This is a genomic window from Burkholderia sp. SIMBA_062 (genome assembly GCF_046534765.1).
Classification (GTDB): Bacteria; Pseudomonadota; Gammaproteobacteria; order Burkholderiales; family Burkholderiaceae; genus Burkholderia; species Burkholderia ambifaria.
In genome coordinates this window covers 89,000-115,603 of sequence record NZ_JAWRYD010000019.1, presented here as the reverse complement: position 1 = coordinate 115,603, position 26,604 = coordinate 89,000, and the positions used below count along the sequence as shown (strand labels likewise).

22 protein-coding genes and 1 pseudogene are annotated in these 26,604 nt (G+C 66.9%); 13 read left to right on the top strand and 10 right to left on the bottom strand.

The window, feature by feature from the left end; all coding sequences use genetic code 11:
* Positions 1-109 precede the first annotated feature (109 nt).
* Complete coding sequence (locus SB786_RS21610) at positions 110-2,293, bottom strand: FUSC family protein (protein ID WP_410729264.1); 2,184 nt, start codon at positions 2,291-2,293, stop codon at positions 110-112.
* A 247-nt stretch (positions 2,294-2,540) separates the two neighbouring features.
* Here SB786_RS21610 and SB786_RS21605 point away from each other — a divergent pair, with 247 nt between their 5' ends.
* Positions 2,541-3,488, top strand: a complete 948-nt coding sequence (locus tag SB786_RS21605) for a LysR family transcriptional regulator (RefSeq protein ID WP_410729263.1) — start codon at positions 2,541-2,543, stop codon at positions 3,486-3,488.
* Between the two features lie 145 nt (positions 3,489-3,633).
* Here SB786_RS21605 and SB786_RS21600 read toward each other — a convergent pair whose 3' ends face one another.
* Both SB786_RS21600 and SB786_RS21595 read right to left on the bottom strand, forming a co-directional pair.
* Positions 3,634-3,936: a DUF4148 domain-containing protein gene (locus SB786_RS21600; RefSeq protein WP_410729262.1), complete on the bottom strand. Its 303-nt coding sequence runs from the start codon at positions 3,934-3,936 to the stop codon at positions 3,634-3,636.
* Positions 3,937-4,163: 227 nt separating this feature from the next.
* A complete protein-coding gene (locus tag SB786_RS21595; protein WP_410729261.1) occupies positions 4,164-5,306 on the bottom strand; it encodes a porin in 1,143 nt (380 codons plus the stop codon).
* A 92-nt stretch (positions 5,307-5,398) separates the two neighbouring features.
* Here SB786_RS21595 and SB786_RS21590 point away from each other — a divergent pair, with 92 nt between their 5' ends.
* The 5 genes from SB786_RS21590 (at position 5,399) to SB786_RS21570 (ending at position 11,639) form a co-directional block, all read left to right on the top strand.
* Positions 5,399-6,451, top strand: a complete 1,053-nt coding sequence (locus SB786_RS21590) for an RNA-guided endonuclease InsQ/TnpB family protein (RefSeq protein WP_410729260.1) — start codon at positions 5,399-5,401, stop codon at positions 6,449-6,451.
* Between the two features lie 324 nt (positions 6,452-6,775).
* On the top strand, positions 6,776-7,240 hold the full coding sequence (locus tag SB786_RS21585; RefSeq protein ID WP_410729259.1) for a VOC family protein: 465 nt from the start codon (positions 6,776-6,778) through the stop codon (positions 7,238-7,240).
* Between the two features lie 73 nt (positions 7,241-7,313).
* Positions 7,314-8,555 carry a cytosine deaminase gene (codA, locus tag SB786_RS21580; protein WP_410729258.1) on the top strand — a complete coding sequence of 414 codons (1,242 nt, stop codon included), beginning with the start codon at positions 7,314-7,316 and terminating at the stop codon, positions 8,553-8,555.
* A gap of 179 nt (positions 8,556-8,734) precedes the next feature.
* Complete coding sequence (locus SB786_RS21575) at positions 8,735-10,075, top strand: chloride channel protein (RefSeq protein WP_410729257.1); 1,341 nt, start codon at positions 8,735-8,737, stop codon at positions 10,073-10,075.
* 241 nt (positions 10,076-10,316) lie between these two features.
* Positions 10,317-11,639, top strand: a complete 1,323-nt coding sequence (locus SB786_RS21570) for a TIGR00366 family protein (protein WP_166723728.1) — start codon at positions 10,317-10,319, stop codon at positions 11,637-11,639.
* A 68-nt stretch (positions 11,640-11,707) separates the two neighbouring features.
* Here the strand turns inward: SB786_RS21570 and SB786_RS21565 are convergent, their stop codons facing one another.
* The 4 genes from SB786_RS21565 to SB786_RS21550 all read right to left on the bottom strand — a co-directional run bounded on the left by SB786_RS21565 (position 11,708) and on the right by SB786_RS21550 (position 15,818).
* Positions 11,708-13,036 (bottom strand): MFS transporter, encoded by a 1,329-nt coding sequence (locus SB786_RS21565; protein ID WP_410729256.1) that lies wholly within the window; start codon positions 13,034-13,036, stop codon positions 11,708-11,710.
* A gap of 232 nt (positions 13,037-13,268) precedes the next feature.
* Positions 13,269-14,201, bottom strand: coding sequence for a 3-keto-5-aminohexanoate cleavage protein (locus SB786_RS21560; protein WP_410729255.1), 933 nt, complete (start codon positions 14,199-14,201; stop codon positions 13,269-13,271).
* 35 nt (positions 14,202-14,236) lie between these two features.
* On the bottom strand, positions 14,237-15,034 hold the full coding sequence (locus SB786_RS21555; protein ID WP_410729254.1) for an SDR family oxidoreductase: 798 nt from the start codon (positions 15,032-15,034) through the stop codon (positions 14,237-14,239).
* 73 nt (positions 15,035-15,107) lie between these two features.
* Positions 15,108-15,818, bottom strand: coding sequence for a GntR family transcriptional regulator (locus tag SB786_RS21550; protein ID WP_410729253.1), 711 nt, complete (start codon positions 15,816-15,818; stop codon positions 15,108-15,110).
* 325 nt (positions 15,819-16,143) lie between these two features.
* Between SB786_RS21550 and SB786_RS21545 the strand changes: the two genes are divergently transcribed.
* Positions 16,144-16,458 (top strand): helix-turn-helix transcriptional regulator, encoded by a 315-nt coding sequence (locus tag SB786_RS21545; RefSeq protein ID WP_332382690.1) that lies wholly within the window; start codon positions 16,144-16,146, stop codon positions 16,456-16,458.
* A complete protein-coding gene (locus tag SB786_RS21540) occupies positions 16,451-17,710 on the top strand; it encodes a type II toxin-antitoxin system HipA family toxin (RefSeq protein ID WP_410729252.1) in 1,260 nt (419 codons plus the stop codon). The genes SB786_RS21545 and SB786_RS21540 overlap by 8 nt, the downstream gene beginning before the upstream one ends.
* A 33-nt stretch (positions 17,711-17,743) precedes the next feature.
* Here SB786_RS21540 and SB786_RS21535 read toward each other — a convergent pair whose 3' ends face one another.
* On the bottom strand, positions 17,744-19,162 hold the full coding sequence (locus SB786_RS21535; RefSeq protein ID WP_410729251.1) for a cytochrome-c peroxidase: 1,419 nt from the start codon (positions 19,160-19,162) through the stop codon (positions 17,744-17,746).
* 108 nt (positions 19,163-19,270) lie between these two features.
* The gene (locus SB786_RS21530; protein ID WP_410729250.1) at positions 19,271-20,944 is read right to left on the bottom strand and encodes a phospholipase C; all 1,674 of its coding nucleotides are present in this window, start codon (positions 20,942-20,944) and stop codon (positions 19,271-19,273) included.
* Positions 20,945-21,333: 389 nt separating this feature from the next.
* Here SB786_RS21530 and SB786_RS21525 point away from each other — a divergent pair.
* A pseudogene (locus tag SB786_RS21525) lies at positions 21,334-22,190 on the top strand (EamA family transporter).
* A 45-nt stretch (positions 22,191-22,235) separates the two neighbouring features.
* Here SB786_RS21525 and SB786_RS21520 read toward each other — a convergent pair.
* Complete coding sequence (locus SB786_RS21520) at positions 22,236-22,709, bottom strand: Lrp/AsnC family transcriptional regulator (RefSeq protein WP_006759289.1); 474 nt, start codon at positions 22,707-22,709, stop codon at positions 22,236-22,238.
* Between the two features lie 319 nt (positions 22,710-23,028).
* On the opposite strand from SB786_RS21520, the gene SB786_RS21515 reads away from it, so the two are divergent.
* The 4 genes from SB786_RS21515 to SB786_RS21500 all read left to right on the top strand — a co-directional run bounded on the left by SB786_RS21515 (position 23,029) and on the right by SB786_RS21500 (position 26,600).
* Complete coding sequence (locus tag SB786_RS21515) at positions 23,029-24,414, top strand: amino acid permease (protein ID WP_410729249.1); 1,386 nt, start codon at positions 23,029-23,031, stop codon at positions 24,412-24,414.
* A 43-nt stretch (positions 24,415-24,457) separates the two neighbouring features.
* Positions 24,458-25,660, top strand: a complete 1,203-nt coding sequence (locus tag SB786_RS21510; protein WP_410729248.1) for an amino acid aminotransferase — start codon at positions 24,458-24,460, stop codon at positions 25,658-25,660.
* Positions 25,661-25,790: 130 nt separating this feature from the next.
* A complete protein-coding gene (locus tag SB786_RS21505; RefSeq protein ID WP_410729247.1) occupies positions 25,791-26,189 on the top strand; it encodes a DUF488 domain-containing protein in 399 nt (132 codons plus the stop codon).
* A 117-nt stretch (positions 26,190-26,306) separates the two neighbouring features.
* Entirely contained in the window at positions 26,307-26,600 is a 294-nt protein-coding gene (locus SB786_RS21500; RefSeq protein WP_011658772.1) for a DUF1488 domain-containing protein, read from the top strand.
* The last annotated feature ends 4 nt before the right edge of the window (positions 26,601-26,604 follow it).

The following is a 26,604-nucleotide window of genomic DNA, read 5'->3' as shown; positions in this document are numbered from 1 at the left end:
ATAGGCTCGCACTGCTTGAAGATTAATCGCCGCGGGCGCAGAGCTTATTTCCAATCGGAACAAGGATGACGTTGCGCGCGCATCGATCGCTGTCGATCGCCTTTATCGATCAATGACGGTGGCGGTTGAACGGCGCGTCCTTGTCCAGCAGCGCGCTGCGGATGAAGTGCAGGCACCCGACGATGCGCTGCATGCGGTGGCGCTCGGCCGGCACCGCGTACCACGCATGCAGCGTGTGCTGCGCAGTGCGGATCGCCAGGTTCACCGATTTGAGCGTGCGCGCGTGGTGGACCGGCGTCGGATCGTCGAAGAAGCGCGGCAGCTCGCGCAGCACTGCATCGACCGACACGGTCCAGCGCGTCGTCTGCGGCGGTTTCGATTCGCAGAAACCGTGCAGCTCGTCGCGCAGGTCGATCACCGCGTGGCCGACTTCGAGCGTCGACAGCATCCAGCGCAGTGCGTCGCGATGCGCTCGCGTGCGCCTGACGAGCAGCGTGCGCAGCTGCGCCATCAGGTCGTGCGTGCTCGACTGGAAGCGCGCCGCGAGGCCGTCGCGCGTGCCTTCGCAGGCGAGCGTGACCTGGCGGCGCAGATCGTGCGCGATGCGCGACGTGAGCCACGGCATGTGGGTTGGAAACACCACCGCGAACACGATCGAGCACGCCAGCATCGCGATGACGACGGCGAAACCGTTGTTGACGAGCACCTCGGGGGTATACGCGATTGCGTTGTCGGGCCCCGCGAGCAGGCAGAAGAACACCGCGAAGCCGATCCCGTAACCGGACAGCCCCGCACGCATCGCGAGAAACGCGCCGAGGCCGAGCACCGGCGCGAGTGCCGCGCACAGCAGCGGGAAGCCGTCGATGTTCGGATACACGTAGCACAGGAACACATAGCCGACCGCCGTCGCGAACGCCGCGCCGACGGCCATCTGCGCGACGAATTTCGACGCGCGCGGCGAAGTCGAGCTCAGCGCGCACGCGATCGCCGTGGCGATCACGGCGAGCGGGCCGCTAGGCCATTCGGACGCGATCCAGAACGCGCTCATCGCGCCGACGGCGACGAGCGTGCGCAGGAACGCGAAGCCGACGAAAAATGAATTGGTCTTCACCGCGTAGCGCGTGACCGAGCGTTCGAACGCATGATCGTCGCGGTCGAGCGACGCGTACGTATCGGCATAGCCGACATACTCGCCGATGAAGCGATACATCAGCTCGATCGCGGTATCGAAGTCGAGCAGGCCACCGGCCGCGTGCTCCTCGATCTCCCGGCGCGACGCGCGGGCAGCCTTCGGCAACGCGCCGTGAAAGCGGCGCAGTTCGAGCAGCGCACCGGTCGTCGACGCGATCCCGCGCTGCCGCTCGTCGCGCAACGCGGTGATCCGCCGCGCGAGCCCGTCGACATGCGGCGCGAGCGCGTCGAGCACGGCGTCCGAGCGGTTCGCGCGCAAGCGCTTGACGAGCTGGTGCAGCGCATGCAGGCGGGTGCACGCGTTCATGAACTCGCTGTTCAACCGCGCGAGCCGGCGGCTGCGCGCGCGAATGTGCGGATCCTCGAACGACGCGAACGCGCGGTTGGCCTCGAAGCCGACGATCTCGTCGACGAAATCGGCGAAGCGCCGCTCGAAATCGCCGCGCGCGAGCTCGCCCGACAGCGCGCCGGCCGCGAAGGCCGCGAACTTCACATGGCGGGCGCTCAGCGAGCGCATCAGCGCCTTCGCGGAACTGAGTGGCAGGATCAGCGCGCTGACCGCACCGGAGCACGCGATGCCCAGCGCGACTTCCGCCGCGCGCGTGAGCGCGGACTGGAACAGCGTCTGCGGCGTCATCACCGCCGGCAGGCCGATCAGCGCGGCGGTATAACCGGCAAGCACGAATCCGTACCAGCGGAAGTGGCGGTTGCGCACCGCGAGCGCGATACAGGCGCCGATCCACAGCGTGATGCCGGCCATGTACAACTCCGGCTGCTGCGCGAACAGCCCGCCGAGCGCGAGCGCGGCGACGAGCCCGGCCGCCGTGCCGAGCACGCGATAGAAGCTCTTCGCGAACACCATCCCCGACAGCGGCTGCATCAGCACGAACACGGTCGTCATCGCGGTGCGCGGCTGCGACATCTCGAGCCGCATCGCGATGCCCATCGCGAGCAGCGCGGCGAGCACGGTTTTGGCGAGGTGCAGCCAGATCAGCCCGTCGCTCACGGCCCAGTCGCGCGCGGCGCCGCGGAGCGGATCGAGCCAGGCGCTCCATCGTGGGGGTTCGATGGAAGGTCGCTCGATCGCAGGTTGTGGCTTCATGTAGGGCTGTTCACGCTGATAACGGGCTTGCGCTGGCCACCAGAAGGGCCGAGCGCAAGGATTGCGACGAAGCGAATAGAGTCGCGGCGCGTCCGGACGGGTCCGTTCGACTGATGAGGCGCCGATTGTAGGAGGGTGGCGCGCGGGCATTAACGCAGCTACGGGGAAACGATAGTTGCAGGTCGCGTAACAATCTTTCGCATCCACTGGAGGAAAATGGCGGCTCCGCTACAGGTGGTTCACACGAATGGATACCCTACAAAACATGCGGGTGTTTACGCGCGTCGTCGAGACGGGCAGTTTCACCGCGGCCGCGCAATCGCTGAATTCGACGACGGGCGCGATGTCGCGCGCGGTGTCGGAGCTCGAGGCGCGCCTGCGCACCCGTCTGATGAATCGTTCGACGCGCCGTCTCGCGCTGACGTCGGCCGGCGAAAGCTATCTGCGGCGCTGCCGGCAAATCCTCGCCGACGTCGATCGCGCCGAGGAAGAGGCAAGCTGCGCGCACGAGCGGCCGGCCGGCGTCCTGCGCATGCACAGCTTCGCGAGCGTCGGCCATCACTACGTGATGCCCGCGCTGACGCGCTATCACACGCAGTATCCGGACGTGTCGATCGAGCTGTCGCTGTCGCAGCGCATGCCCGACCTGTTCGACGGCACGAGCGAGATGGCTGTCGTGACCGCGTCGTCGCTGCCCGATTCGGAACTCGTGTCGCACCTGCTCGGCTCGACCTTCAGCATCCTGTGCGCGTCGCCCGAGTACGTGAAGCGTCACGGCGCGCCCGCACGCCCGCAGGATCTCGGCGCGCACGCGTGCCTGACGCTCTGCACGCCGGCGTTCCCGACCCACGAATGGGTGCTCGAAGGCGCCGGGGGCGTCGAGCAGATTCATGTCGCCGGGCCGGTGCAGACCAATACGGCCGAGTCGCTCGCGCTCGCGATCCGCGACGGCATCGGGATCGGCATGCTGCCGCTGTATTCGGCGATCGACGCGCTGCGCGACGGCACGCTCGTGCGCGTGCTGCCCGAGCACATCCTGCAGAAAATGAACGTGTATGCGCTGTATCCATCGCGCCGCTTCGTCGACGCGAAGGTGCGCACCTGGGTCGAGATGCTGCGGGCGCAGGTGCCGGGGATGATCGCGCGCGACGTCGAGATGCTGAACGCGATCGACCGCGAACCGCAGGCCGCCTGACGGCGGGCGAATACGGAAAGCAACAGAATGGCAGCGTGCCGGACAGCGCGCTGTTTGTCCGGCCGCGTCATCATGGGCCGGTTCGCGAGACAGCCGCCTCGCCCGCACGGTAAGAGTCATGCGGGCGCGGCGTTGCCGCATGCTTTCACAGCGCGGGCTTCGCTGCCACACCCGATTCGGTTGCGCCCGCACCGGTCGGGCCATATCCGCTTTGCACGGCCTTGTGCTCGGCGAGCCGTTTTGCCGCGAGGCGCTCCTGCGCGGCCATGATGTCGTCCGGATAGTTGCCGGCGTCGCCGAGCGACGGGTTGTAGCCCACCGATTCGAGGTCATAGAGCTCCTGCAGCACCTGCGCGCGCGTGACGGGCGACTTTGCGGACTGCGCGATCGACAGGGCAGGTGCGGCAAGCAGGACGGCAGCGGCGGCGGTAACGACGAGCGATTTCACGATGTTCTCCTGTAGACGGGGGTGAGGCCGGTTCGGCGATCGATGTGCGATCCGAACCATCGACGCCAGTCTATGCAGCGCACGCGGCCGCAAAAACCCCGATTCCAGGCAGGCTGCTTTCCAGATGGCACAACATTGGCGCACGTCGCCCGTGTCGACCCGACCCGCGATCGGCGACACGGGCATGGCCGGCGGGCGACGCGCCGTCCCGTCATGCGAATCGGCGGTCAGAAGCGCGTGCGCATGCCGATCGTGCCGACGATCTGGTTCGCGGTGCTCGATGCGCCGCCCGACGTGTTGATGAACGCCTGGTAGCCGCGGCCCGATGCGTGCTGGTACATCGCTTCCGCGTACAGGTCGGTGCGGCGCGACAGCTTGTACACCGCCTGCAGGTCGACCTGGTGCCACTTCGGATCGGTGCCGTGCTTGCTGTCGGGGTTCGACACGCTGGCGTCCGTGTACACGTAGGCCGCGCCGAGGCTGACCGCCGGTGTCACCGCATAGCGCACGTTCACGTCGTAGTTGTTGAACGCAACCTGGCCGGTGGAGCCGAACGAGCCCGAGTTGTCGTACTGCGAACGCGTATAGACGAAGCCGACCGTCGCCGGACCGAACCCGTAGCTGACACCGCCGCCGTACGTGCGCATGCGGTCCGCGCCCACCGACCAGCCGCCCTGGCTCACGCTCTTCGCTTCGGCCACGTCGGTCGCGCCGGGGCTCGCGCTCGTCGAACCCTTCGTGCCGTTCATTTGCAGATATGCGCCGGCCAGCTTCAGCGGGCCGTTCGTGTAGCTCGCCGCGACGCTGTACGCGCGGTTGCCGGCGAAGTTCGTCGAGTTCGAGAAGCCGTACAGCGCGCCGACCTTGAAGCCCGCGATCGTGTCGCTCGTGTACTTGACCGCGTTGTTGATGCGCACCGAATGGTTCAGGTTGTCGTTGTCGAACGGATGCGCGAAGCCCGTATCGCCGAAGTCGCCGGCCGTCGCGGACAGCGGCGCGACGAAGTCGACCATCGTGTCGTACTGGCGGCCGAGCGTCAGCGTGCCGTAGCCGCTGCGGCTCAGGCCCACGTAGGCATGACGGCCGAACAGCTTGCCGTCCTGGCCGAGCGCGCCGTTGTTCGCGTTGAAGCCGTTCTCCAGCACGAACAGCGCCTTCAGGCCGCCGCCGAGATCTTCGGTGCCGCGCAGCCCGAAACGGCTGCCGTTGATCGTGCCGGTGGTCATCCGCCACTGGGCCCCGCCGTTCACGTTGTTGGTGTATGCGATGCCGGCGTCGATCAGGCCGTACAGCGAGACCGCGCTCTGCGCGTGCGCGAGCGGGGCGAAGAGCGCGGTGGCGGAGGCGGCGGCAATCAGGGTTTTGTTCATCAGAATTTGCTCCGAGAAACCCCGCCATTGATGGCGGGAAGGAAAGGAGTGCTGTTGACAGGCAGCTTCTTCCACGGGTTAGGATCACCGGCATGATTCTTGTCTACCGCTACCGGGTGAAGTCGCTCAACGGACTGCTCAACAAGCAGAGCCGTGCGGTGAACTACGTCTGGAACTTCTGCAATGACACGCAGAAGCACGCGCTCAGGTGGAGCAAGAAGTGGCCGACGGGATTCGATGTGAACGTGCTGACGACGGGGAGCAGCAAGGCGCTCGGCATCCACTCCGGCACGATCAACGCGACGTGCGAGCAATATGCGAAGTCGCGCAGTCAGCACCGTCGGCCCTACCTGCGCTATCGCGGCAGGAAATCGCTGGGCTGGGTGCCGCTGAAGGGGCGTGACCTGAAGCGCGAGGGTGACGCGTTCCGTTTCGCCGGCAACACGTTTCGGGTATTCCACAGCCGACCGCTTCCCGAAGGCAAGATCAAGGACGGAACCAACTTCGCGCAGGATGCACGCGGCAATTGGTTTCTCAACATCGTGATCGAGATGCCCGATGTTCAAGCCCGCCCGATCCGTTCCGGTGTTGGCATCGATCTCGGCCTGAAAGACTTCGCCACACTTTCGACCGGCGAGAAGCTGCCCAATGACCGATTCGGCCGACGCGCGGCGGAGAAACTGGCGAAAGCGCAACGGGCGCGAAAGCACAAGCGGCATATCGCGAAGTTGCACGCCAAGGTCGCGAATGCCCGTGCCGATTTCCAGCATAAGCTCGCGCTCGATCTGGTTCGGCGCTTCGATTACCTCGCGGTCGGCAACGTGTCGGCTGCGAAGCTCGCCAGAACCAGGATGGCGAAAAGCGTCTACGACGCATCCTGGTCGTCCTTCCGAAACAAGCTCCGTTACAAGGCGATGGCGCACGGGGCCACGTTCGAGGAAGTCGACGAAAGCGGTTCTACCCAGTCCTGTTCGTCGTGCGGATCGAAAGACAGCACGACGCGGCCGAAAGGTATCGCGGGACTGCGAATGAGAGAGTGGGCCTGCGATGGCTGTGGTGTCGTGCATGATCGAGATACCAACGCTGCGCTGAACATTCTCCGATGCGGACGTGCATCGCCAGGTGTGGGAATCACCTGCCTTTAGGCGGGCGAGGACGTCAAGTAACTGCTCCTGCGTGTGGGACGGTGATCAAAGTTCGGCGCAAGTGTAGGGGCGCGTCCGTTCGATTCCGGCGGCCGGCGCGCGAGCGCACCGTTGCGAGCCGCGCAAGAGTGCGTCATATGGTGTTCACAAACCGACGCCGCCGCCGGATGCCGGGCGTTTTCGCGGAAGGCGCGCTGCGTGATGTGCGATTGCCGCGCGTGCCGTGTCGCGCATTGACAACACGCGCGTCGCCGGCGCGGGAGTTGCTTGCCGCCTCGCGCACGTGGAGAATGAGCCATCCCATGCCGGAACAAGGAGACATCGATGACTACGCATCACCGTCCGTCCTTCAGTGCCGCGCTCTGCTATCGCGACCCGAAAGCCGCGCTCGCCTGGCTCGAACGTGCATTCGGTTTCGAACGCTCGCTCGTCGTCACCACACCGGATGGCGACATCGCCCATGCGGAAATGAAATTCGGCGACGGTGTCGTGATGATCGGCGGCACGTGGGCCGACTTCATCGCGTCGCCGGAAGACACGGGCGACCGCAATACCCAGCACGTCCATGTGCATCTGCCCGACGACGCGGACATCGACGCGCACTGCGAACGCGCACGCGCGGCAGGCGCTGAGATCCTGCAGGCGCCTGCCGACGCGTTCTACGGCGATCGCACGTATCGCGCGCGTGACCCCGGCCGCCACGTGTGGACGTTCGGCAAGCACGTGCGCGACGTGACGAACGACGAGATGAGCGCGGCCACCGGCCTGACAATCGAGGATTTCCGCTGAATGCCGGACCCGCTGAACGAGCCGGATTTCCCCACCCCGCGGCACGCTGACGCCGCATGACGCCTGGACCAACATGAATCTCTTCAATGCACGCCTGCGCGGTCGCGACGGGCTCTTCACGATCGGCATCGTCGGCGACAGGATCGCGCGGATCGACGCGCAAACCGCGCCGGTCGCGCCCGTCGGCGCCGACGATGTCGACGCCGGCGGCCGTGTCGCGATACCGCCGCTGGTCGAGCCGCATATCCATCTCGATGCGGTGCTCACGGCCGGCGAGCCGGCCTGGAACATGAGCGGCACGCTGTTCGAGGGAATCGAGCGCTGGTCCGAGCGCAAGGCGACGATCACGCACGAGGACACCAAGACGCGCGCGCATGCGGCGATCGGCATGCTGCGCGATCACGGCATCCAGCACGTGCGCACCCACGTCGACGTCACCGATCCGACGCTCGCCGCGCTGAAGGCGATGCTCGAAGTGAAGGACGAGGCGCGCGGGCTGATCGACCTGCAGATCGTCGCGTTTCCGCAGGAAGGCATCGAGTCGTTCGATGGTGGCCGCGCGCTGATGGAGCAGGCGATCGATCTCGGCGCGGACGTCGTCGGCGGGATTCCGCATTTCGAGAACACGCGCGAGCAGGGCGTCAGCTCGATCCGCTTCCTGATGGAACTGGCCGAGCGCACCGGCTGCCTCGTCGACGTGCACTGCGACGAGACCGACGATCCGCATTCGCGCTTTCTCGAAGTGCTCGCGGAAGAAGCGCGCGTGCGCGGGATGGGCGCGCGCGTGACGGCGAGCCACACCACCGCGATGGGCTCGTACGACAACGCGTACTGCTCGAAGCTGTTCCGGCTGCTCAAGCGTGCCGGGCTGAATTTCGTGTCGTGCCCGACCGAGAGCATCCATCTGCAGGGGCGTTTCGACACGTTTCCGAAGCGGCGCGGCGTCACCCGCGTCGCGGAGCTCGATCGAGCGGGCCTGAACGTGTGCTTCGGGCAGGATTCGATCAAGGATCCGTGGTATCCGCTCGGCAACGGCAATATCCTGCGCGTGCTCGACGCCGGCCTCCATATCTGCCACATGATGGGTTACGAGGACCTGCAGCGCTGCCTCGACTTCGTGACCGATCACAGCGCGACGACGCTGCATCTCGGCGACGGTTACGGGATCGCGGTCGGGCGCCCGGCGAACCTGGTCGTGCTCGACGCGGACAGCGACTACGAAGCGGTGCGCAGGCAGGCAAAGGCCACGCTGTCGGTTCGGCACGGGAAGGTGATCATGCGGCGGGAACCGGAGCGCGTCACGTATCCGGAGTGACGGGGGCGTGTGGGAGGCGGCACGCGTCCGCCGGGCTGCGCCTTGATGTGCTCATGCATGAAATACATCAGTTGATTAGAAAAATACGTTTGTCTCATGATCGATGGAAGCCTACGATTCGGACCTGACGGCGGCGTGCATGGTGCGCGCCGTCTTTTCGATCCTCGTTCGCCGATCTCATGCGCCTCGATCTCCCGTCTGCTCCCGCGTCTTCTTCGCCGTCCTCCAGCCCGTTCGCGCGGATGGCTGTCGTCACCGTCCTGACCGGCATCGGCGCGGGCTTCGGCGGGATGCTGCTCGCGCTGCTGCTGCATGCGATCCAGCATGTCGCCTACGGCTACAGCCTGTCGCACGTGGTCGGCACCCAGAGCTTCCTTACGGGCGTGACCCTGGCCGACCCGTTGCGCCGGCTCGCCGTGCTGGTCGTCTGCGGGCTCGTCGCGGGCGGCGGCTGGTGGGCGCTCTACCGGTACGGCCGGCCGCTCGTCAGCATCCGCCGGGCAGTGCGTGCGGCCGATCCGCGGATGCCGTTCGTCAGCACGACGATTCACGCGCTGCTGCAGATCGTCACCGTCGCGCTCGGTTCGCCGCTCGGTCGCGAAGTCGCACCGCGCGAGATCGGCGCGCTGCTCGCCGGGCAGCTCGCGCACCGTGCGCGGCTCACGTCTGCCGACTGCCGGCTGATGGTCGCGTGCGGCGCGGGCGCCGGCCTCGCGGCCGTCTACAACGTGCCGCTCGGCGGCGCCGTGTTCGTGCTCGAAGTGCTGCTCGGCACGTTCGAATTGCGCGCGCTGGTGGTCGCTGTCGTCACGTCGGCGATCGCGGCGGCCGTCGCATGGATCGGCCTCGGCAACGAACATCAGTACACGGTGCCTGCGTTCGTGCTGAGCACGCCGCTGGTCGCGTGGTCGATCGTCTGCGGGCCGCTGTTCGGTTTCGCCGCATACGGCTTCGTGCGGCTCACGACCCGTGCGCGGGCAGATGCGCCGAAGGGCCGGCTGCTGCCCGTGCTCGCGCTGGTCAACTTCGCGGTGATCGGTGTGCTCGCGATGGGGTTTCCGCAACTGCTCGGCAATGGCAAGGGGCCGGCTTCGCTCGGTTTCGACGGCACGCTGACGATCGGCGTCGCGGCGACGCTGCTCGTGCTGAAGGTGCTGATCGAGGCGGGCAGCCTGCGTGCGGGCGCGGAGGGCGGGCTGCTGACGCCGGGCCTCGCGAACGGTGCGCTGCTGGGCGTCGTGCTCGGCGGGCTGTGGGGCCTGGTGTGGCCGGGCGCGTCGATCGGCGGGTGCGCGCTGATCGGCGCGACCGCGTTTCTTGCCGCGTCGATGCAGATGCCGATCACGGCCGTCGTGCTGCTGCTCGAATTCACGCGCGTGAATCACGATAGTCTCGTGCCGATGCTGCTGGCCGTGGCCGGGTCGCTCGTTGCGTATCGCTTCGCGCAGCAACTGGCCGAGCGGCGCGCGAATGCGATCGCGACGGTCGGCGCGGTGGAGACGGCGGTGGGCACGCGCTGACCCGCTGACCCGCTGACCCACGCCGTCATCCGTTATCCGCATCGGCGGCCCCCCGGGGCTGCCAGCCGTCATTTTCCTTCCCGTTTCCACGCCTGTTCTCGCGCGTTTCGCCGCCTGATCGCGATGGTGCGCACACCAAAGCGCGTCTTTCGGTTCTGTGCAAGAATCCGCGCGTTTCCGCGCCACCGAACAACGAACCATACGCGCGCGGACGTCCCTATCAGGAAACGAGGAGCTCAAGTTGGTCCAACGCATTTCCCGCTTTTTCACGCAGGTGGTCCACCGCGTGCTGCCCGACCCGTTGATTTTCGCGATCCTGCTGACGATCGTCACGTTCGCGCTCGCATTCGGGCTCACGCCGACCACGCCGGTGCAACTCACGACGATGTGGGGTTCAGGTTTCTGGAACCTGCTCGCGTTTTCGATGCAGATGGTGATGATCCTCGTCACCGGCCACGCGCTCGCGAGTTCGCCGCCCGTGCGCCGCCTGCTCGTTGCGCTCGCAAGCACCGCGCGCACGCCGGGGCAGGGCGTGATGCTCGTCGCGTTCGTCGGCGCGCTCGCCTGCGCGATCAACTGGGGCTTCGGCCTGGTGCTCGGCGCGATGCTCGCGCGCGAAGTCGCGCGCCGCGTGGCCGGCAGCGACTACCGGCTGCTCGTCGCGTCCGCGTACATGGGTTTCCTGAGCTGGCACGGCGGGCTGTCGGGTTCGGTCCCGCTCGTCGCAGCGACGAAGGGCAATCCGATGGAAAAGACCATCGGGCTGATTCCGGTGTCGGACACGATCTTCACTGGCTACAACGCGTTCATCACGATCGGGCTGATCGTGATGCTGCCGTTTCTCGCGCGGATGATGATGCCGAAGCCGGGCGACGTCGTCAGCGTCGATCCGGCGCTGCTCGCGGAACCGCCGAGCGTCGAGCGCCAGCTCGGGCCCGACGCGACGTTCGCGGAACGGATGGAAGAGAGCCGCGCGCTGTCGGTTTTCGTTGCAGCGCTGTGCGCGGCGTTCCTCGTGCTGCGTTTCATGCAGAAGGGCTTCGCGCTCGACATCGACACCGTGAACCTCGCGTTCCTCGCGGCCGGCATCCTGCTGCACCGTACGCCGATGGCCTATGCGCGCGCGGTGGCCGGCGCGGCGCGCGGCGCATCGGGGATCATGATCCAGTTTCCGTTTTACGCGGGCATCCAGGCGCTGATGGATCACTCGGGGCTCGCGGGCGTGATCACGAAGTGGTTCGTCGATATCGCGAACGTGCACACGTTCCCGCTGCTCGCGTTCCTCAGCTCGGCCGTGATCAATTTCGCGGTGCCGTCGGGCGGTGGCCACTGGGTCGTGCAGGGCCCGTTCGTGATGCCGGCCGCGCAGGCGCTCGGCGCCGATCTCGGCAAGGCCGCGATGGCGATCGCCTACGGCGAGGCGTGGACCAACATGGCGCAGCCGTTCTGGGCGCTGCCCGCACTCGCGATCGCCGGGCTCGGCGTGCGCGACATCATGGGGTACTGCGTGACGACGCTGCTGTTCTCGGGCGTGGTGTTCGTGGCAGGGATGTATCTGTTCTGACCGAACGCGGCGCGATGCCGGCGGGGGGGCGGCCCGCCGCGTCGCGCCGGCTCGAATCGCGCGTACGCTCAGCGTTGCGATCGCGCAGCGGCCCGCTCGTGCCCGTGGCGCAGCGCGAGGCTCGCGAACGCGGCGACGACGAGCGCCACGGTGAGCAGCGTCAGTCCGTTCTTCGCATTCCCGGTCGCCTGTTCGATCGCGCCGACGACAGTCGGGCCGACGAAGCCGCCGAGCAGGCCGCACGTGTTCACCAGGCCGAGACCGCCGGCCAGCGCGCTGCCGGCGAGTCGCGACGCAGGAAACGTGAACACGATCGACTGCACGACGAAGAACATCGACGCGGCGATGCATACGCAAGCGAGGCCGGCTACCGGCGACGCGTGTGCGGCGCCCACCATCCCGGCCGCCATCACGAGGAGCCCGACGCACAGTATCCGGCGCGAATGATGCGACTCGCGCGCGAAGCGCGGCAGCGTTGCGGCGCCGAGTGCGGCGGCAAGCCAGGGCAATGCGGTCAGCAACCCGACCGCGAACGGCGAAAAGTGACCCGATGCGCCGATGATGCCCGGCAGGAAGAAGATCACCGTGTAGATCGTCAACTGGTGGCAGAAGTACACGAAGATCGCGAGCCAGATCTGCGGATCGCGCAGCGCGGCGCCGAACGCGTGGCCGCCGCGGGCGGCGACCCCGGCATCCTGTTCGGCAGCCAGCGCGCGTTCGAGTGCGCGGCCGGTTTCGGGAGCGAGCCACGGCGCGCTGCTCGGGCGGTCCGGCAGGCGTGTCCAGACGACGAAGGCGAGCAGGATCGCCGGAATCCCTTCGACGACGAACAGCCATTGCCAGCCGTGGAAGCCGAGCGTGCCGTCGAGTTCGATCAGCGCGCCGGCCAGCGGCCCGCCGACGATGTTCGCGATGCACACGCCGAGCAGGAAATAGCCGGTCGCCCGCGCACGCTCCTCGCGACCGAACCAGTACGTGAGGTACAGCATCACGCCCGGAAACAGTCCCGCTTCGGCGGCGCCGAGCAGCAGGCGCATCACGTAGAACGACGTCGGGCCGCCGACGAACGCCATCGCGACCGACAACGCGCCCCACGTGATCATGATCCGCGTGATCCAGAAGCGCGCGCCGACGCGATGCATGATGAGGTTGCTCGGGATCTCGAACAGCGCGTAGGTCAGGAAGAACAGGCCGGCGCCGAGCCCGTAGGCTGCGGATGAAATGCCGAGATCGACGCCCATCGAGTGCTTCGCGAAGGCGATGTTGGTGCGGTCGAGGAAGCTGATCACGTAGGCGGCGATCAGCAGCGGCATGAGCTTGCGGAACAGCAGCCGGTTCAGCGACGCGCTTGCGTCCCCGGCGGCGGAAGGCAGGATCTGGGCGTGTTGAGTGGACATGCGGACGACTCCGGTAAAGGCGAACGGGCGCACACGGCAAGCACGGCGCGCTGCGTTCGGCAGAGGCCGCTGCGTCGCGCGCAGCGGAGGGGCAGACGACGGAGCCGCGCCGGCGGCGCTCGGGCGGGAGCGGGGCGATCAAGGGCGTCCTGGCGCCGGCCGGCTCGAGCCGGCGCCTTGTCTCTGCGCTTGCGGGTCCTGGGGGGGGCGGGTGTCGGGCGCGACCCGGCGGTCAGAACCGGACCGCGTCGCCGCCCTTGAGCCCGAGCATCGCGCGCGCCTCGGCCGGCGTCGCGATCTCCAGCGACAGCCCCTCGAGCACCTGCCGCATCTTCAGTACCTGCGCGGCGCTCGATTCGGCGAGCTTGCCGGGCGCGATCCACAGCGAATCCTCGAGCCCGACCCGCACGTTCGCGCCCTGTGCGGCGCCGATCGTCGCGAGCGGAATCTGGTGGCGGCCCGCGCCGAGAATCGACCACACGTAGTCCTGGCCGAACAGGCGGTCTGCCGTGCGGCGCATGTGCATCAGGTCTCCAGGGTGCGCGCCGATGCCGCCGAGCAGGCCGAACACGCTCTGCACGAAGAACGGCGGCTTCGCGAGCCCGCGGTCGACGAAGTGTGCAAGGTTGTACAGGTGCGAGATGTCGTAGCACTCGAACTCGAACCGCGTGCCGTTCGCGCCGCAGCGCGTGAGGATCGTCTCGATGTCGGCGAACGTGTTCTTGAACACCAGATCGCGGCTCTTCTCGAGATGTTCGCGTTCCCACGGATGCTTCAGTTCGTGAAAGCGCTCGAGCATCGGATAGAGTCCGAAATTCATCGAACCCATGTTCAGCGATGCGATTTCGGGCTGGAAATGCAGCGCGGGCTGCAGCCGTTCGTCGACGGTCATGTGCGGGCTGCCGCCCGACGTGAGATTGATCACCGCGTCGGTCTGCGCCTTGATGCGCGGCAGAAATTCGGCGAACACGGCCGGGTCCTGCGTCGGCTTGCCGTCCGACGGGTTGCGCGCGTGCAGATGCAGGATCGCGGCGCCGGCCTGCGCGGCCGCGACGGCGGCCGTCTCGATCTGATGCGGCGTGACGGGCAGGTACGGCGACATCGACGGCGTGTGGATCGCGCCGGTCGGCGCGCAGGTGATGATGACTTTGCGAGCGTTTGCCACGAATGGATTCCTTACGATGAGCGACGCGGGAGGCGTCAGAGCACTTCGACGTTGCCGCAGACGGAAATCGCCTGCCCGGTGATGCCGTGCCCGCCGGGCGAGCACAGGAACAGCGCGGTCGCGGCGATTTCGGCCGGATCCGTCATGCGCCGCAGCGAGATTTTTTCGAGGTAGCGCTTCTCCATCTCGTCGTAGCCGATCCCGAGCTGCTGCGCGCGTGCTTCGATCACGCGGCGCATCCGCGGGCCGCGTACGATGCCGGGCTGGATCGCGTTGACGCGTATGCCGAGCGGCCCGAGCTCGATCGCAAGGCTTTTCACGAGACCGACGACGGCCCACTTGGTCGCCGCGTAGGGCGTGCGGAACGCGTAGCCGAGCCGCCCCGCGACCGACGACAGCGCGATGATCGCGCCGCCGTGCTTCGCGTCGCGCAGGAGCGGCACCGCGCGCCGCGCGAACTGGAATTGCGCGTTCAGGTTGATCGCGACCGTCTGCTCCCACTGCACGGGGTCGATTTCGTCGATGCCGCCCGTGGGTCCGGCGATGCCCGCGTTATTGACGAGCACGTCCAGGCCGCCGAGCGTCGTCGATATGTCCGCGAACACGCGCTCGACCGCGACCGGGTCGGATACGTCGGCCAGCGTCGCACTGATCGCGGCGCGCGACGGCCGATCCGCCAGCGCCGCGATCGCGGCTTGCGACGCATCGCACACGTGGACGCGCGCGCCGCATTCGGCGAACGCGTCGGCGATCTCGAGACCGATGCCCGACGCGCCGCCCGTCACGAGGACGCGCAGGCCGTCATAGGGTTTCAGCAAGTCGGAAGCTGTCATGCCGGGTTGTCTCCATCGTTGAAATTATTGAGTGCGGCGCACCCTGGGGGCGGGCTTGCGCGGAAGGTGGCCGCTACGGCTTCGCATTCGCGTGCCGCGGGGTCTGCTCGGCGCGCAGCGTTTCGGCGAGATCGTGCGCGGCGCCACCGATGTCGAGCGCGATGCCGGCACGTACGCCGGTGCCGTCGCGCCGTTCGAGCGCGTCGACGATCGCGCGGTGCGCATCCATCGAGCGCCGCATGTGCGGGATATCGAGCGCGACCATGTTGAGGAACGGCCCGACACGCATCCACAGGTTCTCGACGATCGCGAGCGTGCTTTCGCTTGCGCCGTGCGCGTAGATCGCGCTGTGGAACGCGAAATTGCTCTGCAGGTAGGCGCGCGAACGGCCGGCCTCGACCTGCGCCTGCATCGTTTCGCAGGTCTTGCGCACGGCGGCAATCTGCGCGTCGGTCATCCGTGCGCACGCGCGTTCGGCGATGCATCCTTCGAGCGCGATCCGCACGTCGCGCAGTTCGTCGAGCATGTCGAGCGTCATCGGCGGCACGACGAGCGCGCGGTTCGGGCCATCGACCAGCGCGCGTTCGGCGCGCAGCCGCGTGAGCGCGGCGCGCACGGGCATCGTCGACGAGCCGACCGCCTCGGCCACGCTGCGCAGGCTCAGCGCCTGACCGGGCGCGAAACGGCCGCTCATCAGCGCTTCGCGCAGTTGCTGATAGACCTTGTCGGCCATCGTTTCCGATTCGATGACTTTCAGTGCGGGCGGGGCGATGCGGGGTGCCAAGGCCGGGTTCTCCTGGGTTTGATCTGCGATCTGTGATCACACTGACGATGTGCGAAGTGTTGTCGATGGGGCGGGTGGCGTCAAGGTGTTCGAGGTAGGGGAAAACGCGGGTGCAAAGCGGCGTGTCGCCCGTGCCATTAGGGACGCGGCGCGATGTGGACGGGTGCACACGTCAATCCCAAGTTAATACCGTTTTGCTGTTTCTAACGAGCATTTAGTGCGGATAAGCCACAATTTTAGGGAATTATGGTTCTTGAGCGTGCTAACGCGTTAACTTTATAATATTGTGAGTTATCTGCCATATGGCGCTACAAGACTCACTATGCTGGAATTAAGCTTTCGCAAGCCCGATGAAATCGTCACGCTGCTTTGCGAGCGGCTTCGCACCGAGCGGTTGGCGTTGCAACTCACCCAGGCTGACGTGGCCGCGCGCGCCGGCGTCGGCGCCAATACCGTGTCCAATCTGGAAGCCGGACGCAATGTGAGCCTCGAAACGGTCATCCGTGTCGCCATGGTTCTTGGCCGAAGCAAGGAACTCGAAGCGCTGTTCCTGCCGAAGCTGGATAGCCTGGAAGATGTTCACCGGTATGAAAAGAGCGCCAAACGTCAGCGCGTGAAGAGGACGACGAGAAATGATTGAGCGGATCGATGTCTACTACGACGGCTGGGGGGAGCACTGGCTGTGGGGATCGATGGTCTCGACGACGGCCATCACCGGGCGCCCATTGATCGTATTCGAATATAGCGATGACGCGCGCAAGCGGGGGCTCGAGCTGTCGTCTTATGCACTCCCGGTGCAGGGGAGCAGGCTGCGCAAGGATTTTCCGTCCCACCAGCTGGGGCTGCCAGGACCGGTCTACGACGCGCTGCCCGACGGATGGGGCATGTTGCTGATGGATCGGTTGTTCAAACGTCGCGGCCTCAACGCGGCCCGCATCGGGCCGCTGGAGCGGCTGGCTTACATTGGCAACCATGCGATGGGGGCCATGTCGTTCGAGCCCGTCGCGCCCGAGATCCAGGAACCGCAGCCGAATATTCCTCTGGATCGGCTCGCGGCCGAGGTACAGGAAGTCCTCGATGGTGAAGGCGGCGCGTTCCTTCAACAGTTGCTGCAGGTCGGCGGTTCTCCGCAAGGCGCCAGGCCGAAGGCGCTGGTCTATCGCGATCCGCGCTCCGACATCTTTACCACGGCCGCCGTGGCGGGTTTTGAAGCGTGGCTCGTCAAGTTTCCGGCGCGGCACGAGCATCCCGAGGTGTGCGCTATCGAGATGGTCTACGCCGAGTGCTTGCGCATGTGCGGCATCGAGACCCCGGACACGTTGCATTTCGATTTGCCTGGCGGGATGGCGGCATTTGCGTCCAGGCGTTTCGATCGACGGGACGGTCTGCGCGTACCCATGCAAAGCGTTGCCGCGTTTACCGGTGCCGATTACAAAACGCCGGGCGCGCTGGATTACGTGAATTTCCTGCGTGCGACCCACATGTGCACCAATGACGTCCGGGAGAAGGCGCGGGCGCTCGAGCGGGCTGTCTTCAACGTCGCATTCAACAACCGGGACGATCATCCCAAGAACTTCGCGTACATCATGGCGCGCTCCGGCGAGTGGCAGCTCGCGCCGGCCTACGACGTGACATTCTGCGAGGGACCGGGCGGTTATCACCAGATGGACGTCATGGGCGAGGCCCTGCAGATCGATCGCGCGGCATTGCTCGGGCTGGCAAAGGAGGCAGAGATTTCCGCCGCGGTGGCCGGGGACATGATCGACCGAATGTGTTCGGTGGCCAGCCGGTTTTCGGTCATTGCGACGCGCGACTATCAGCGGACCATTACCGAAGATACCCTGACGTCCATTCAGCGTCGGATCGACGAGAACGTTGCGCTGCTCCGTTAGGGCGTGAACACGCCCTTGTGCAACGGCAACTGCTCAGCGCGCCGGCTCGTCGGTCAGCGTGCCGAGAAACGCGACGATATCCTTGATGTCCTGCTCGGTCATCGCGGGCTTGTCGCCGGGCTTGCGATCGAACGGCGCATCGGTCACGTCGACGTTCGCGCGGTACTTCGGCGGAATATCGTCGTACACGTCGACCTTGCCGTCCGGGCCGCGCGAATAGAACTTCTGCGGCGAGATGCTGCGCTCGTTGTAGAACGCCATGACCTGGTCGAGCGTATGGAACACGCCGTTGTGGAAGAACACCCGGCGCGTCGCCGCGTTGCGCAGCGTCGGCGTGAGGAACATCCCGCAATACTGCGTCTGGTCCTTCAGGTCCTCACGGAACGGCCCGCACACGCCGAGATCGTGGAACGCCGGGTTGCGGTTCTGCGCGAGCGCCCGGTTGCGCGGCGCGCCGAGCGCCTCGTACTGGTAGTCGGTAAACATCGGCGGCAGGCCGTCCTTGCCGGGTTTGGACAGATGGCAGCCCGCGCAATTCGCCTTGTCCGGATCGTTGAAGAGCTTCAGCCCGCGCAACTCGGCCTGCGTCAGGCGCGCGCGGCCCTCGAGCCAGCGATCGTACTTACTGTTGTACGGATGGAACGACGGATCCTCGACCTGATAGCGCGCGATCGCGAACATCGCCTCCGACACCAGAAGCTGCGGGCTGGAGAACACGCGCGCGCCGAACAACTGCTCGAACTGCGCGCGATGCGACGACTGCGCGAGCTTGCGCGCGACGTCGTCGATGCCCGCATTCGCCATCTCGACCGGATTCAGCAGCGGTCCGAACGCCTGTTGCTGCAGCGTATCGGCGCGGCCATCCCAGAACATTCCGCCCTGCGGCACGAGCTGCGGCGCGGCCGACGTGCCGGCCACCTTCTGCGCCTTGACGACGCCGGCCGCGGAGGCGGCCTGCTGCGCGACGCTCGGCGCGGCATCGTTTTCGCCCGCATCGGGGCCGATGCTGAAATTCGGCTGGCGATACAGGTACATCAGCGACGGCGGCGGACGGTAACCCCGCTGCGTCATCGCGAGGCCGCCCGGCTGCACGTCGAGCCCGTTCGGCGGCCCGTATGCATGGTCGGGGCTGTGGCACGACGCGCACGACTGCTTGCCGGATGCCGACAGCGACGGATCGGCGAACAGTGCACGACCGAGCTGCGCGACCGCGGACAGCGGCTGCGCGGCCGGGCGCTGCAGCACGACCGGATGCGCATTCGCGCCCGTCCAGTCGGCGACGACGTCGCCGATCGCCGCAGGCGTACGGGCCGGCAACGCAATCGCGAACGCGCCGTAGCCGAGCACGGCCGCGCCGAGCACGAACGCCGCGCGGCGCAGCACGCGGGCAGGGGAACGCGGCGCGGCGGCGCCGGATGCGTCGGGAGACGGGAACGCGGGACGAGCTGTCATGCTGTCGGTCGAAAGTCGGGCGCGGCGTAAAGGCGGCGCGTTGAATGGAAACGGCCGGCGCACGATGCGCCGGCCTGCTGCTTGTTGCTGCCGGTCAGGCAATACCGGTCAGATCGACGGCGCCGCGCTCAGCACGGTGCCTTGCGTCGGATCGAGATACAGCGGCGCCGTATTCGGCTTCGACGAGAAGTCGAACAGCCCGCGCAGGTCGCCCGCCATCGCATCGAACGAACCGCCGCCGATGCGCTGGCCGCCGAGCCAGTTGTCCTCGATGAAGCGCACGACGGACGCCTGGTCGATCATCGTGTGGTCGACATAGTTCTGCTTCGCGTACGGCGAGATCACGACCAGCGGAATGCGCACACCCGGGCCGCAGCGGCCGTTCACGGTGCCGCCGTTCACGCCGGTGGTGCCGCCCGTGCCGCATGCGCCGTTGCCGTTCACCTGGTCGACCGCATCGGACGACGCGTGGGTCGGCGCCGTGTACGCGTGGTCGTACCAGCCGTCGGAGTCGTCATAGGTGACGATCACGGCCGTGTTCTGCCAGTCGGGCTGCTGCTGCAGGAAGTTGACGACCTTCGTCACGAACGCCTGCTCGTCGAGCGGATCCGAGTAGCCCGCGTGCGCATCCTGCGCGGCCGGCGCCTTGAGAAAGCTGACCGACGGGAAATTGCCGGCCTTCACGGCCGCGAAGAAGTCGTCGCTGTCGTACTGGTGGTTCGCCGGTTCAGCCGTCTTGCCGTCGACTTCGACGCTCGAACCGATCGCCGCGACGCTACTCGGACGCGTGTGCTGCGGGTTCGCGGTCGACGCGTAGTACTGGAACCAGTTGTGGTGCGGGATGTAGTCCGCCGTCGCCGCGTTCACGGCGGTGGCGACCGTGCTGCGGTTACAGCCGGTCGTGCCGTTGCCGTTGGTCGTCGACAGGTTGAAGCCGCCCATGAAGCCGCCCCACGTGATCTTCGCGGCGTTCAGCAGGTCGCCGATGTTCTTGCCGCTCATCATCGCCTGGTCGCTCGTGCTCGAGCACACGTCGAAGCCGGGGTCGACGTCGTTGATCATCGTGAAGCCGCCCTGGCCGTCGTTGATGTAGTACGAGGTGGCCGCGAGCGTCGACGGCTGCTTCGACGTCTTGACGATCTGCATCCCGTTGGTCTGCCCCGACACCACGTTCAGCGCGCCCGGCGTCGACGGGCCGTAGACCGTCGTATACGCGTTGTCGCTCATCGCGAAGCGTTGTGCGTAGTTCCACAGCGCGGTGACGGTGTTGCCGTCGAAGTAGCCCATCACCTGGCCCTTCGTGCCGAACGCGCCGGCGCCGCCGGACGAGCCCTTGCCGGTGTATTTCGGGAACAGGTCGGCGAGGCCGTTGTCCTCGGCCTGCTGCTCGGCCGTGTACGCGTGGTTCTGGTCGGCGGTCGCGGCCTGCGTGCGGTCGAGGCGGAACGGGTTCGCGGCGTCGGTGCCGTTGGCCGTGTTCGTGAAGTTCGGGTTCGCGGTGAGCAGCGTGCCCGTCAGCCCGTTGACCGTCGGCGTGCCGGGCTTGGCGGTGAAGGCCGGTTCGCCGGACGGGTTCGACGCGTTCGGGTACGTGCCGAAGTAGTGGTCGAACGACACGTTTTCGCCGTAGATCACGACGACGTGCTTGATCGGCGTGGCGGTCTGCAGTGCATCCTGCGACGACACCGCGGGCGTCGACGTCGGATCGTCGCTGCCGCCGCAGGCGAACAGCGCAAGCGCTGCGGCTGCACAGGCGGTGACGAGCAAGGCTTGACGGAACATCGGGAAACTCCAGGTCAGGTGTTCGATGGTGGAGAGCGGCCCCGTCGCCGTCTCGGTTCGGCGCGGGGCTCGTGATGGCGCACCGGCATTGGAACAGTCCGGTATGAAGATATGGGGACGAAGCGGTTTCGCGAGGGTTGCGCTGCGGTATCGATTCCATTACGGCGCGACGCGGCGCGAAAGACAGCGGAAAGGAACGGGCCGATGCAACCGGAGCCACACCATTCGGCGGCGGGCGCGGGCATCGCCGTGGAGGCCGCGCCGGGCGGGCCGGGTCGGTCGGTCCGCGAGGTGGTGCAGCGGGCTTTTTTGACAATCCGGTGACACATTCATACGATGACCGGCCCCGGCGACGATCTCGCGTTGCCGGCTGTCAGCGAGTGCTCAACGTGCCGATCCCCGTTCTGCTTGCCGTCCTGTGTGCCGCCTTCCTGCATGCGTCGTGGAATGCGCTCGTGCGCAGCAGCGGCGACCGGCTGCGCTCGGCCACGGTGCTGCAGATCGCGATCGGGCTGTTCGCGCTGCTGTTCCTGCCGGGCGCCGCGCCGATCGCGCCCGCGAGTTGGGCCTGCGTTGTCGCGTCGGCGGTGCTCCACGTCGTCTATACGTTGCTGCTGGTGCGCGCGTACGAGCACGGCGACCTCAGCGTCGCGTATCCGGTCGCGCGCGGCACCGCGCCGCTGCTCGTCACGCTAGGTGCGGCGGCGTTCGCGGGCGAGCGCCTGAATGTGGGCGCGCAATGCGGACTCGTGCTGATCTGCGCCGGCATCCTGGCGATCGGGCTCGAGCGCGGGCGGGGCGCGTCACACCGGATGGCGCCCGTGTTGCTTACCGCGTTCGCGACCGGCGTATCGATCGCCGCGTACAGCGTCGTCGACGGGATCGGCGTGCGGGAAAGCGGCAGCACGGTGGCTATACCGGATGGATGTTCGTGCTGACCGGGCTGCTGATGGCCATGTATTACCGGCTGCGCGCGGGGTCGCTGCGGCTCACGCAGGATATCGGCGAGACGGCGAAGGCCGCGGGTGGTGGCGTGTTCGCGGCCCTCGCGTACGGGATCGTGATCTGGGCGATGGATCGCGCGCCGATGGGACCGGTGTCGGCGCTGCGCGAAACGAGCGTGGTGTTCGCGGCGCTGATCGCGCGCGTGTATCTCGGCGAGCGGCTGACGCCGCGTCGCGCGGGCGGGTGTCTGGTGATTGCCTGCGGGGCGCTGTTGATCAGCGCGTTCGAGGCGGTGCGGTGAGCACGATGGGCGAACCCGCCGCCCGCGGCAGCACGCGGCCGTGCTTCAGCTTTCCAACGGCATCGCACTCGTGCACTTGATTTCATCGAGACACACGCTCGAATGCACGCCGCTCACGCCGGGAATGCGCATCAGCGTTTCGAGCAGGAACGTGGACAGCCCCTTCAGGTCGTGCGCGACGACCTTCAGCACGTAGTCGATATCGCCTGTCACCGAGAAACATTCCTGGATCTGCGCGAGATCCGACACGAGTTTCTGGAACTTCGACAGGTCGCGGATATGCCCGCGCTCCATCGTCACGTGCACGAACGCGGTGACGCCGAACCCGAGCGTGTCGGGGCACAGACGGGTTTCGTAGCGGCGGATCGCGCCGATTTCCTCGAGCCGGCGGTGGCGCCGCAGCGTCTGCGCGGGTGACAGGCCCACTGCCTTCGCCAGGTCGAGGTTCGACGCGCGGCCGTTCTCCTGCAATACCGACAGCAAGTGGCGATCGATGCGATCGAGAACCGGTTCAGGCATTTTTGTTTCCTCGTCTGTCTCCGGGGTGCAATTTTATCTCATAATGTAGGGTTTGCATGAGCGGGTTACGCAACCCGATTTCGCCGTCGCGACGCTAAACTGACGCCGGATTTTCGTGTGCGGCCGCCGCGACGCGGGCGAGGACGACGGTCGGCGGCCGGGCTGGCGGGCCTGCCGACAGGAATCGGGCGTCACCGCGCGAAGATCGCAGTCCCCAACCCGACGGCCCCACGAACGGCCGCCGGCACAGCAAAACAACGCCCGGCACACCGAGGCGTGCCGCACCGCTTCCGGCGGAGGCGGGCAACATGGAGAAGACATGGTTTCTGGAAACGAGAAGGACGGCCTGAAGCGGGGGCTGAAGAACCGGCACATCCAGCTGATCGCGCTCGGCGGCGCGCTCGGCACGGGGCTGTTCCTCGGCATCGCGCAGACGATCAAGATGGCCGGCCCGTCCGTGCTGCTCGGCTACGCGGTGGCCGGCATCGTCGCGTTCTTCATCATGCGCCAGCTCGGCGAGATGGTCGTCGACGAGCCGGTGGCCGGCTCGTTCAGCTACTTCGCCGACAAGTACGTCGGTCACTTCACCGGCTTCCTGTCCGGCTGGAACTACTGGGTGCTGTACATCCTCGTGAGCATGGCCGAGCTGTCGGCCGTCGGGATCTACGTGCAGTACTGGTGGCCCGGCGTGCCGACCTGGGTGTCCGCGCTGGTGTTCTTCGTCGCGATCAACCTGCTGAACCTGGCGAGCGTGAAGTCGTACGGCGAGACGGAATTCTGGTTCTCGATCATCAAGGTCGCCGCGATCGTCGGGATGATCGGCTTCGGCGGCTGGCTGCTCGCGAGCGGCCACGCGGGCCCGGAGGCAAGCATCGCGAACCTCTGGCAGCACGGCGGCTTCTTCCCGAACGGGGTGTCGGGGCTCGTGATGTCGATGGCGGCGATCATGTTCTCGTTCGGCGGGCTGGAGCTGATCGGCATCACCGCGGCCGAGGCCGACGATCCGAAGCACAGCATTCCGCGCGCGACCAACCAGGTGATCTACCGGATCCTGATTTTCTACATCGGCGCGCTGGCGGTGCTGCTGTCGCTGTATCCGTGGGAAAAGGTCGTCACCGGCGGCAGCCCGTTCGTGCTGATCTTCCATGCGCTGAGCAGCAACCTGGTCGCGAACGTGCTGAACGTGGTCGTGCTGACGGCCGCGCTGTCGGTCTACAACAGCGGCGTGTACAGCAACAGCCGGATGCTGTTCGGCCTCGCGAAGCAGGGCAACGCGCCGAAGGTGCTGTGCTCGGTGAACAAGCGCGGCATTCCGCTCGCCGCGCTCGGCGCGTCGGCGCTCGCGACGGGCGCGTGCGTGCTGGTCAACTACTTCATGCCGGGCAAGGCGTTCGAGGTGCTGATGGGCCTCGTCGTGTCGGCGCTGATCATCAACTGGGCGATGATCACGCTGATCCACCTGAAGTTCCGCCAGGCCAAGCGCATCGCCGGAGAGCAGACTTCGTTCCGCAGTCTGGGCTATCCTTTCACGAATTACCTGTGCCTGGCGTTCATGGCCGGCATTCTCGTCGTGATGTACCTGACGCCGGATCTCCGCCTGTCGGTGTACCTGATCCCCGTATGGCTCGCGGTGCTCGCGATCGGGTATCGCTTCCGGCAGAAGAATGCGGGCTACGCGATGCGCGACGGCGCGTCCGCGCGCTGACGCGGGCACCACGACCCTTCTTCCAGACGAGACCGACACAGCCATGTTCGAACACATCGACGCGTACCCGGGCGATCCGATCCTGACGCTCAACGAGAACTTCCAGAAAGATCCGCGCGATCAGAAAGTCAACCTGAGCATCGGCATCTATTTCGATGCCGAAGGCCGGATTCCCGTGATGGGTGCCGTGCGCGAAGCCGAAACCGCGCTGCGGCGCGACCTCGGCCCGAAACCCTACCTGCCGATGGTCGGCCTCGCCGCGTACCGCGACGCCGTGCAGGCGCTCGTGTTCGGCGCCGATCATCCGGCGCGGGCGGCCGGCCGCATCGCGACCGTGCAGACGCTCGGCGGCTCCGGCGCGCTGAAGGTGGGCGCCGATTTCCTGAAGCGCTACTTCCCGGACGCGCAGGTGTGGCTCAGCGATCCGAGCTGGGAAAACCACCGCTTCATCTTCGAGCGCGCCGGCTTCACGGTGAACACGTACCCGTACTACGACGAAGCGACGGGCGGCCTGAAGTTCGACGCGATGCTCGCGGCGATCGACGCGCTGCCGGCGCGCAGCATCGTGCTGCTGCACGCGTGCTGCCATAACCCGACCGGCGTCGATCTCGACGAAGGCCAGTGGGAGAAGCTGATCGACGTGATCGAGGCGCGCGGGCTGCTGCCGTTCGTCGACATGGCGTATCAGGGCTTCGGCGCGGGCCTCGACGCGGATGCGTTCGCGGTGCGCGAACTGGCCCGCCGCGGCGTGCCGGCCCTCGTCGCGAATTCGTTCTCGAAGAATTTCTCGCTGTACGGCGAGCGCGTCGGCGGCCTGAGCGTCGTCTGCGAGGATGCGGCCGCGGCCGAGCGCGTGCTGGGCCAACTGGCCGGCGCGGTGCGCTCGAACTACAGCAACCCGCAAACCTACGGCGCGAAGGTCGTGGCGACCGTGCTCGACACGCCAGCGCTGCGCCAGCAGTGGGAAGAAGAGCTCGCCGCGATGTGCCGCCGCATCGCGCGGATGCGCCAGTCGATCCACGACGGCCTGCGCGACCACGTCAGCGGCGAAGCGCTCACGCGCTACGTGAAGCAGCGCGGGATGTTCACGTACACGGGCCTGACCGAATCGCAGGTCGACGCGCTGCGCGAAGTGCACGGCGTGTACATCCTGCGTTCGGGCCGCATGTGCATCGCGGGCCTGAACGATTCGAACGTCGGCATCGTCGCGGAGGCGATCGGCAAGGTGCTGAAGAGCGGCGTCTGACCGCACGCCTGCGGGCGCCGGATCGTTTCGCCGAAACCGGCTGCCTCCTTCGTGGAGGCAGCCGGTTTTTTGTTGCGCGGCGGCGGCGCGGCGCTACGATGGAAGATCGAACGCATGACGAAGGAGCGGCATGGCAATTCGAATCGTACGGCTCGGCACGCCGCGCGCGGCTGGCGAGGGCCTGAGGATCGGCACGGTGCGGCGGCCGCCGCGCGGCGTACCCAAGGCGGAATTCGCGTCGCGCAACTACTATGATGTATGGTTGCCGACGCTGTCGCCGAGCCCCGAGCTCGTCGCGCAGGCGCTGGCGGCCGACACCGACGCCGAATGGCGCGCGTTCACGCGGCGCTTTCGGGCGGAAATGGCGCATGGCGACGCGCCGAAGGTGCTGGACCTGCTCGCCGCGCTGTCGGCGACGAGCGCATTCTCGATCGGCTGCTACTGCGAGGACGAACGCCGCTGTCATCGCGGCGTGCTGCGCGAACTGCTGGCCGAGCGCGGTGCGGCAATCGACGCGGACGCGGGCTGAACGCCGGCCCACGCCATGCGAAGGGCGCCGCATCGTGCGGCGCAGCGAAGCCGTTGACGTGGGTCAAGCGTGCGGCCGTGCGGACGGCTATGCTCATGTCATGGGATCGTCACGACGATGACAGGCGGACAGATGCAGATTGCCTTTCCACCGGAACCGCCCGAATATTGCGGACGCGATCTGGTCGTCGCGTTTTCCGCGCTGGTCGATGGTCGCTGCGTGCAGTGCGCGATCACGGCCGAAGCGCTGGAAGACCATTTCGGCGCGCCGTCGCTGCTCGAGCGGGATCTGCTGGCTGCGTTCGAAGCGCATCGGTCGGCGATCGATGCGATGGCACGACGGATGCTCGAAGAAATCGGCGGACGGCCGGTGTTGCTGCACAGCGGCCATTTCCGGCTCGAGGACGACTGATCCC

What these genes read in the sequence shown, in the direction of transcription:
- SB786_RS21590 (WP_410729260.1), top strand. Translation starts at nt 5,399, where the DNA reads ATGATTCTTGTCTACCGCTACCGGGTGAAGTCGCTCAACGGACTGCTC.
- codA (WP_410729258.1), top strand. Translation starts at nt 7,314, where the DNA reads ATGAATCTCTTCAATGCACGCCTGCGCGGTCGCGACGGGCTCTTCACG.
- SB786_RS21575 (WP_410729257.1), top strand. Translation starts at nt 8,735, where the DNA reads ATGCGCCTCGATCTCCCGTCTGCTCCCGCGTCTTCTTCGCCGTCCTCC.
- SB786_RS21515 (WP_410729249.1), top strand. Translation starts at nt 23,029, where the DNA reads ATGGTTTCTGGAAACGAGAAGGACGGCCTGAAGCGGGGGCTGAAGAAC.
- SB786_RS21605 (WP_410729263.1), top strand. Translation starts at nt 2,541, where the DNA reads ATGGATACCCTACAAAACATGCGGGTGTTTACGCGCGTCGTCGAGACG.
- SB786_RS21505 (WP_410729247.1), top strand. Translation starts at nt 25,791, where the DNA reads ATGGCAATTCGAATCGTACGGCTCGGCACGCCGCGCGCGGCTGGCGAG.
- SB786_RS21565 (WP_410729256.1), bottom strand. Translation starts at nt 13,036, where the DNA reads ATGTCCACTCAACACGCCCAGATCCTGCCTTCCGCCGCCGGGGACGCA.
- SB786_RS21510 (WP_410729248.1), top strand. Translation starts at nt 24,458, where the DNA reads ATGTTCGAACACATCGACGCGTACCCGGGCGATCCGATCCTGACGCTC.
- SB786_RS21500 (WP_011658772.1), top strand. Translation starts at nt 26,307, where the DNA reads ATGACAGGCGGACAGATGCAGATTGCCTTTCCACCGGAACCGCCCGAA.
- SB786_RS21610 (WP_410729264.1), bottom strand. Translation starts at nt 2,293, where the DNA reads ATGAAGCCACAACCTGCGATCGAGCGACCTTCCATCGAACCCCCACGA.
- SB786_RS21585 (WP_410729259.1), top strand. Translation starts at nt 6,776, where the DNA reads ATGACTACGCATCACCGTCCGTCCTTCAGTGCCGCGCTCTGCTATCGC.
- SB786_RS21530 (WP_410729250.1), bottom strand. Translation starts at nt 20,944, where the DNA reads ATGTTCCGTCAAGCCTTGCTCGTCACCGCCTGTGCAGCCGCAGCGCTT.
- SB786_RS21540 (WP_410729252.1), top strand. Translation starts at nt 16,451, where the DNA reads ATGATTGAGCGGATCGATGTCTACTACGACGGCTGGGGGGAGCACTGG.
- SB786_RS21520 (WP_006759289.1), bottom strand. Translation starts at nt 22,709, where the DNA reads ATGCCTGAACCGGTTCTCGATCGCATCGATCGCCACTTGCTGTCGGTA.
- SB786_RS21535 (WP_410729251.1), bottom strand. Translation starts at nt 19,162, where the DNA reads ATGACAGCTCGTCCCGCGTTCCCGTCTCCCGACGCATCCGGCGCCGCC.
- SB786_RS21555 (WP_410729254.1), bottom strand. Translation starts at nt 15,034, where the DNA reads ATGACAGCTTCCGACTTGCTGAAACCCTATGACGGCCTGCGCGTCCTC.
- SB786_RS21595 (WP_410729261.1), bottom strand. Translation starts at nt 5,306, where the DNA reads ATGAACAAAACCCTGATTGCCGCCGCCTCCGCCACCGCGCTCTTCGCC.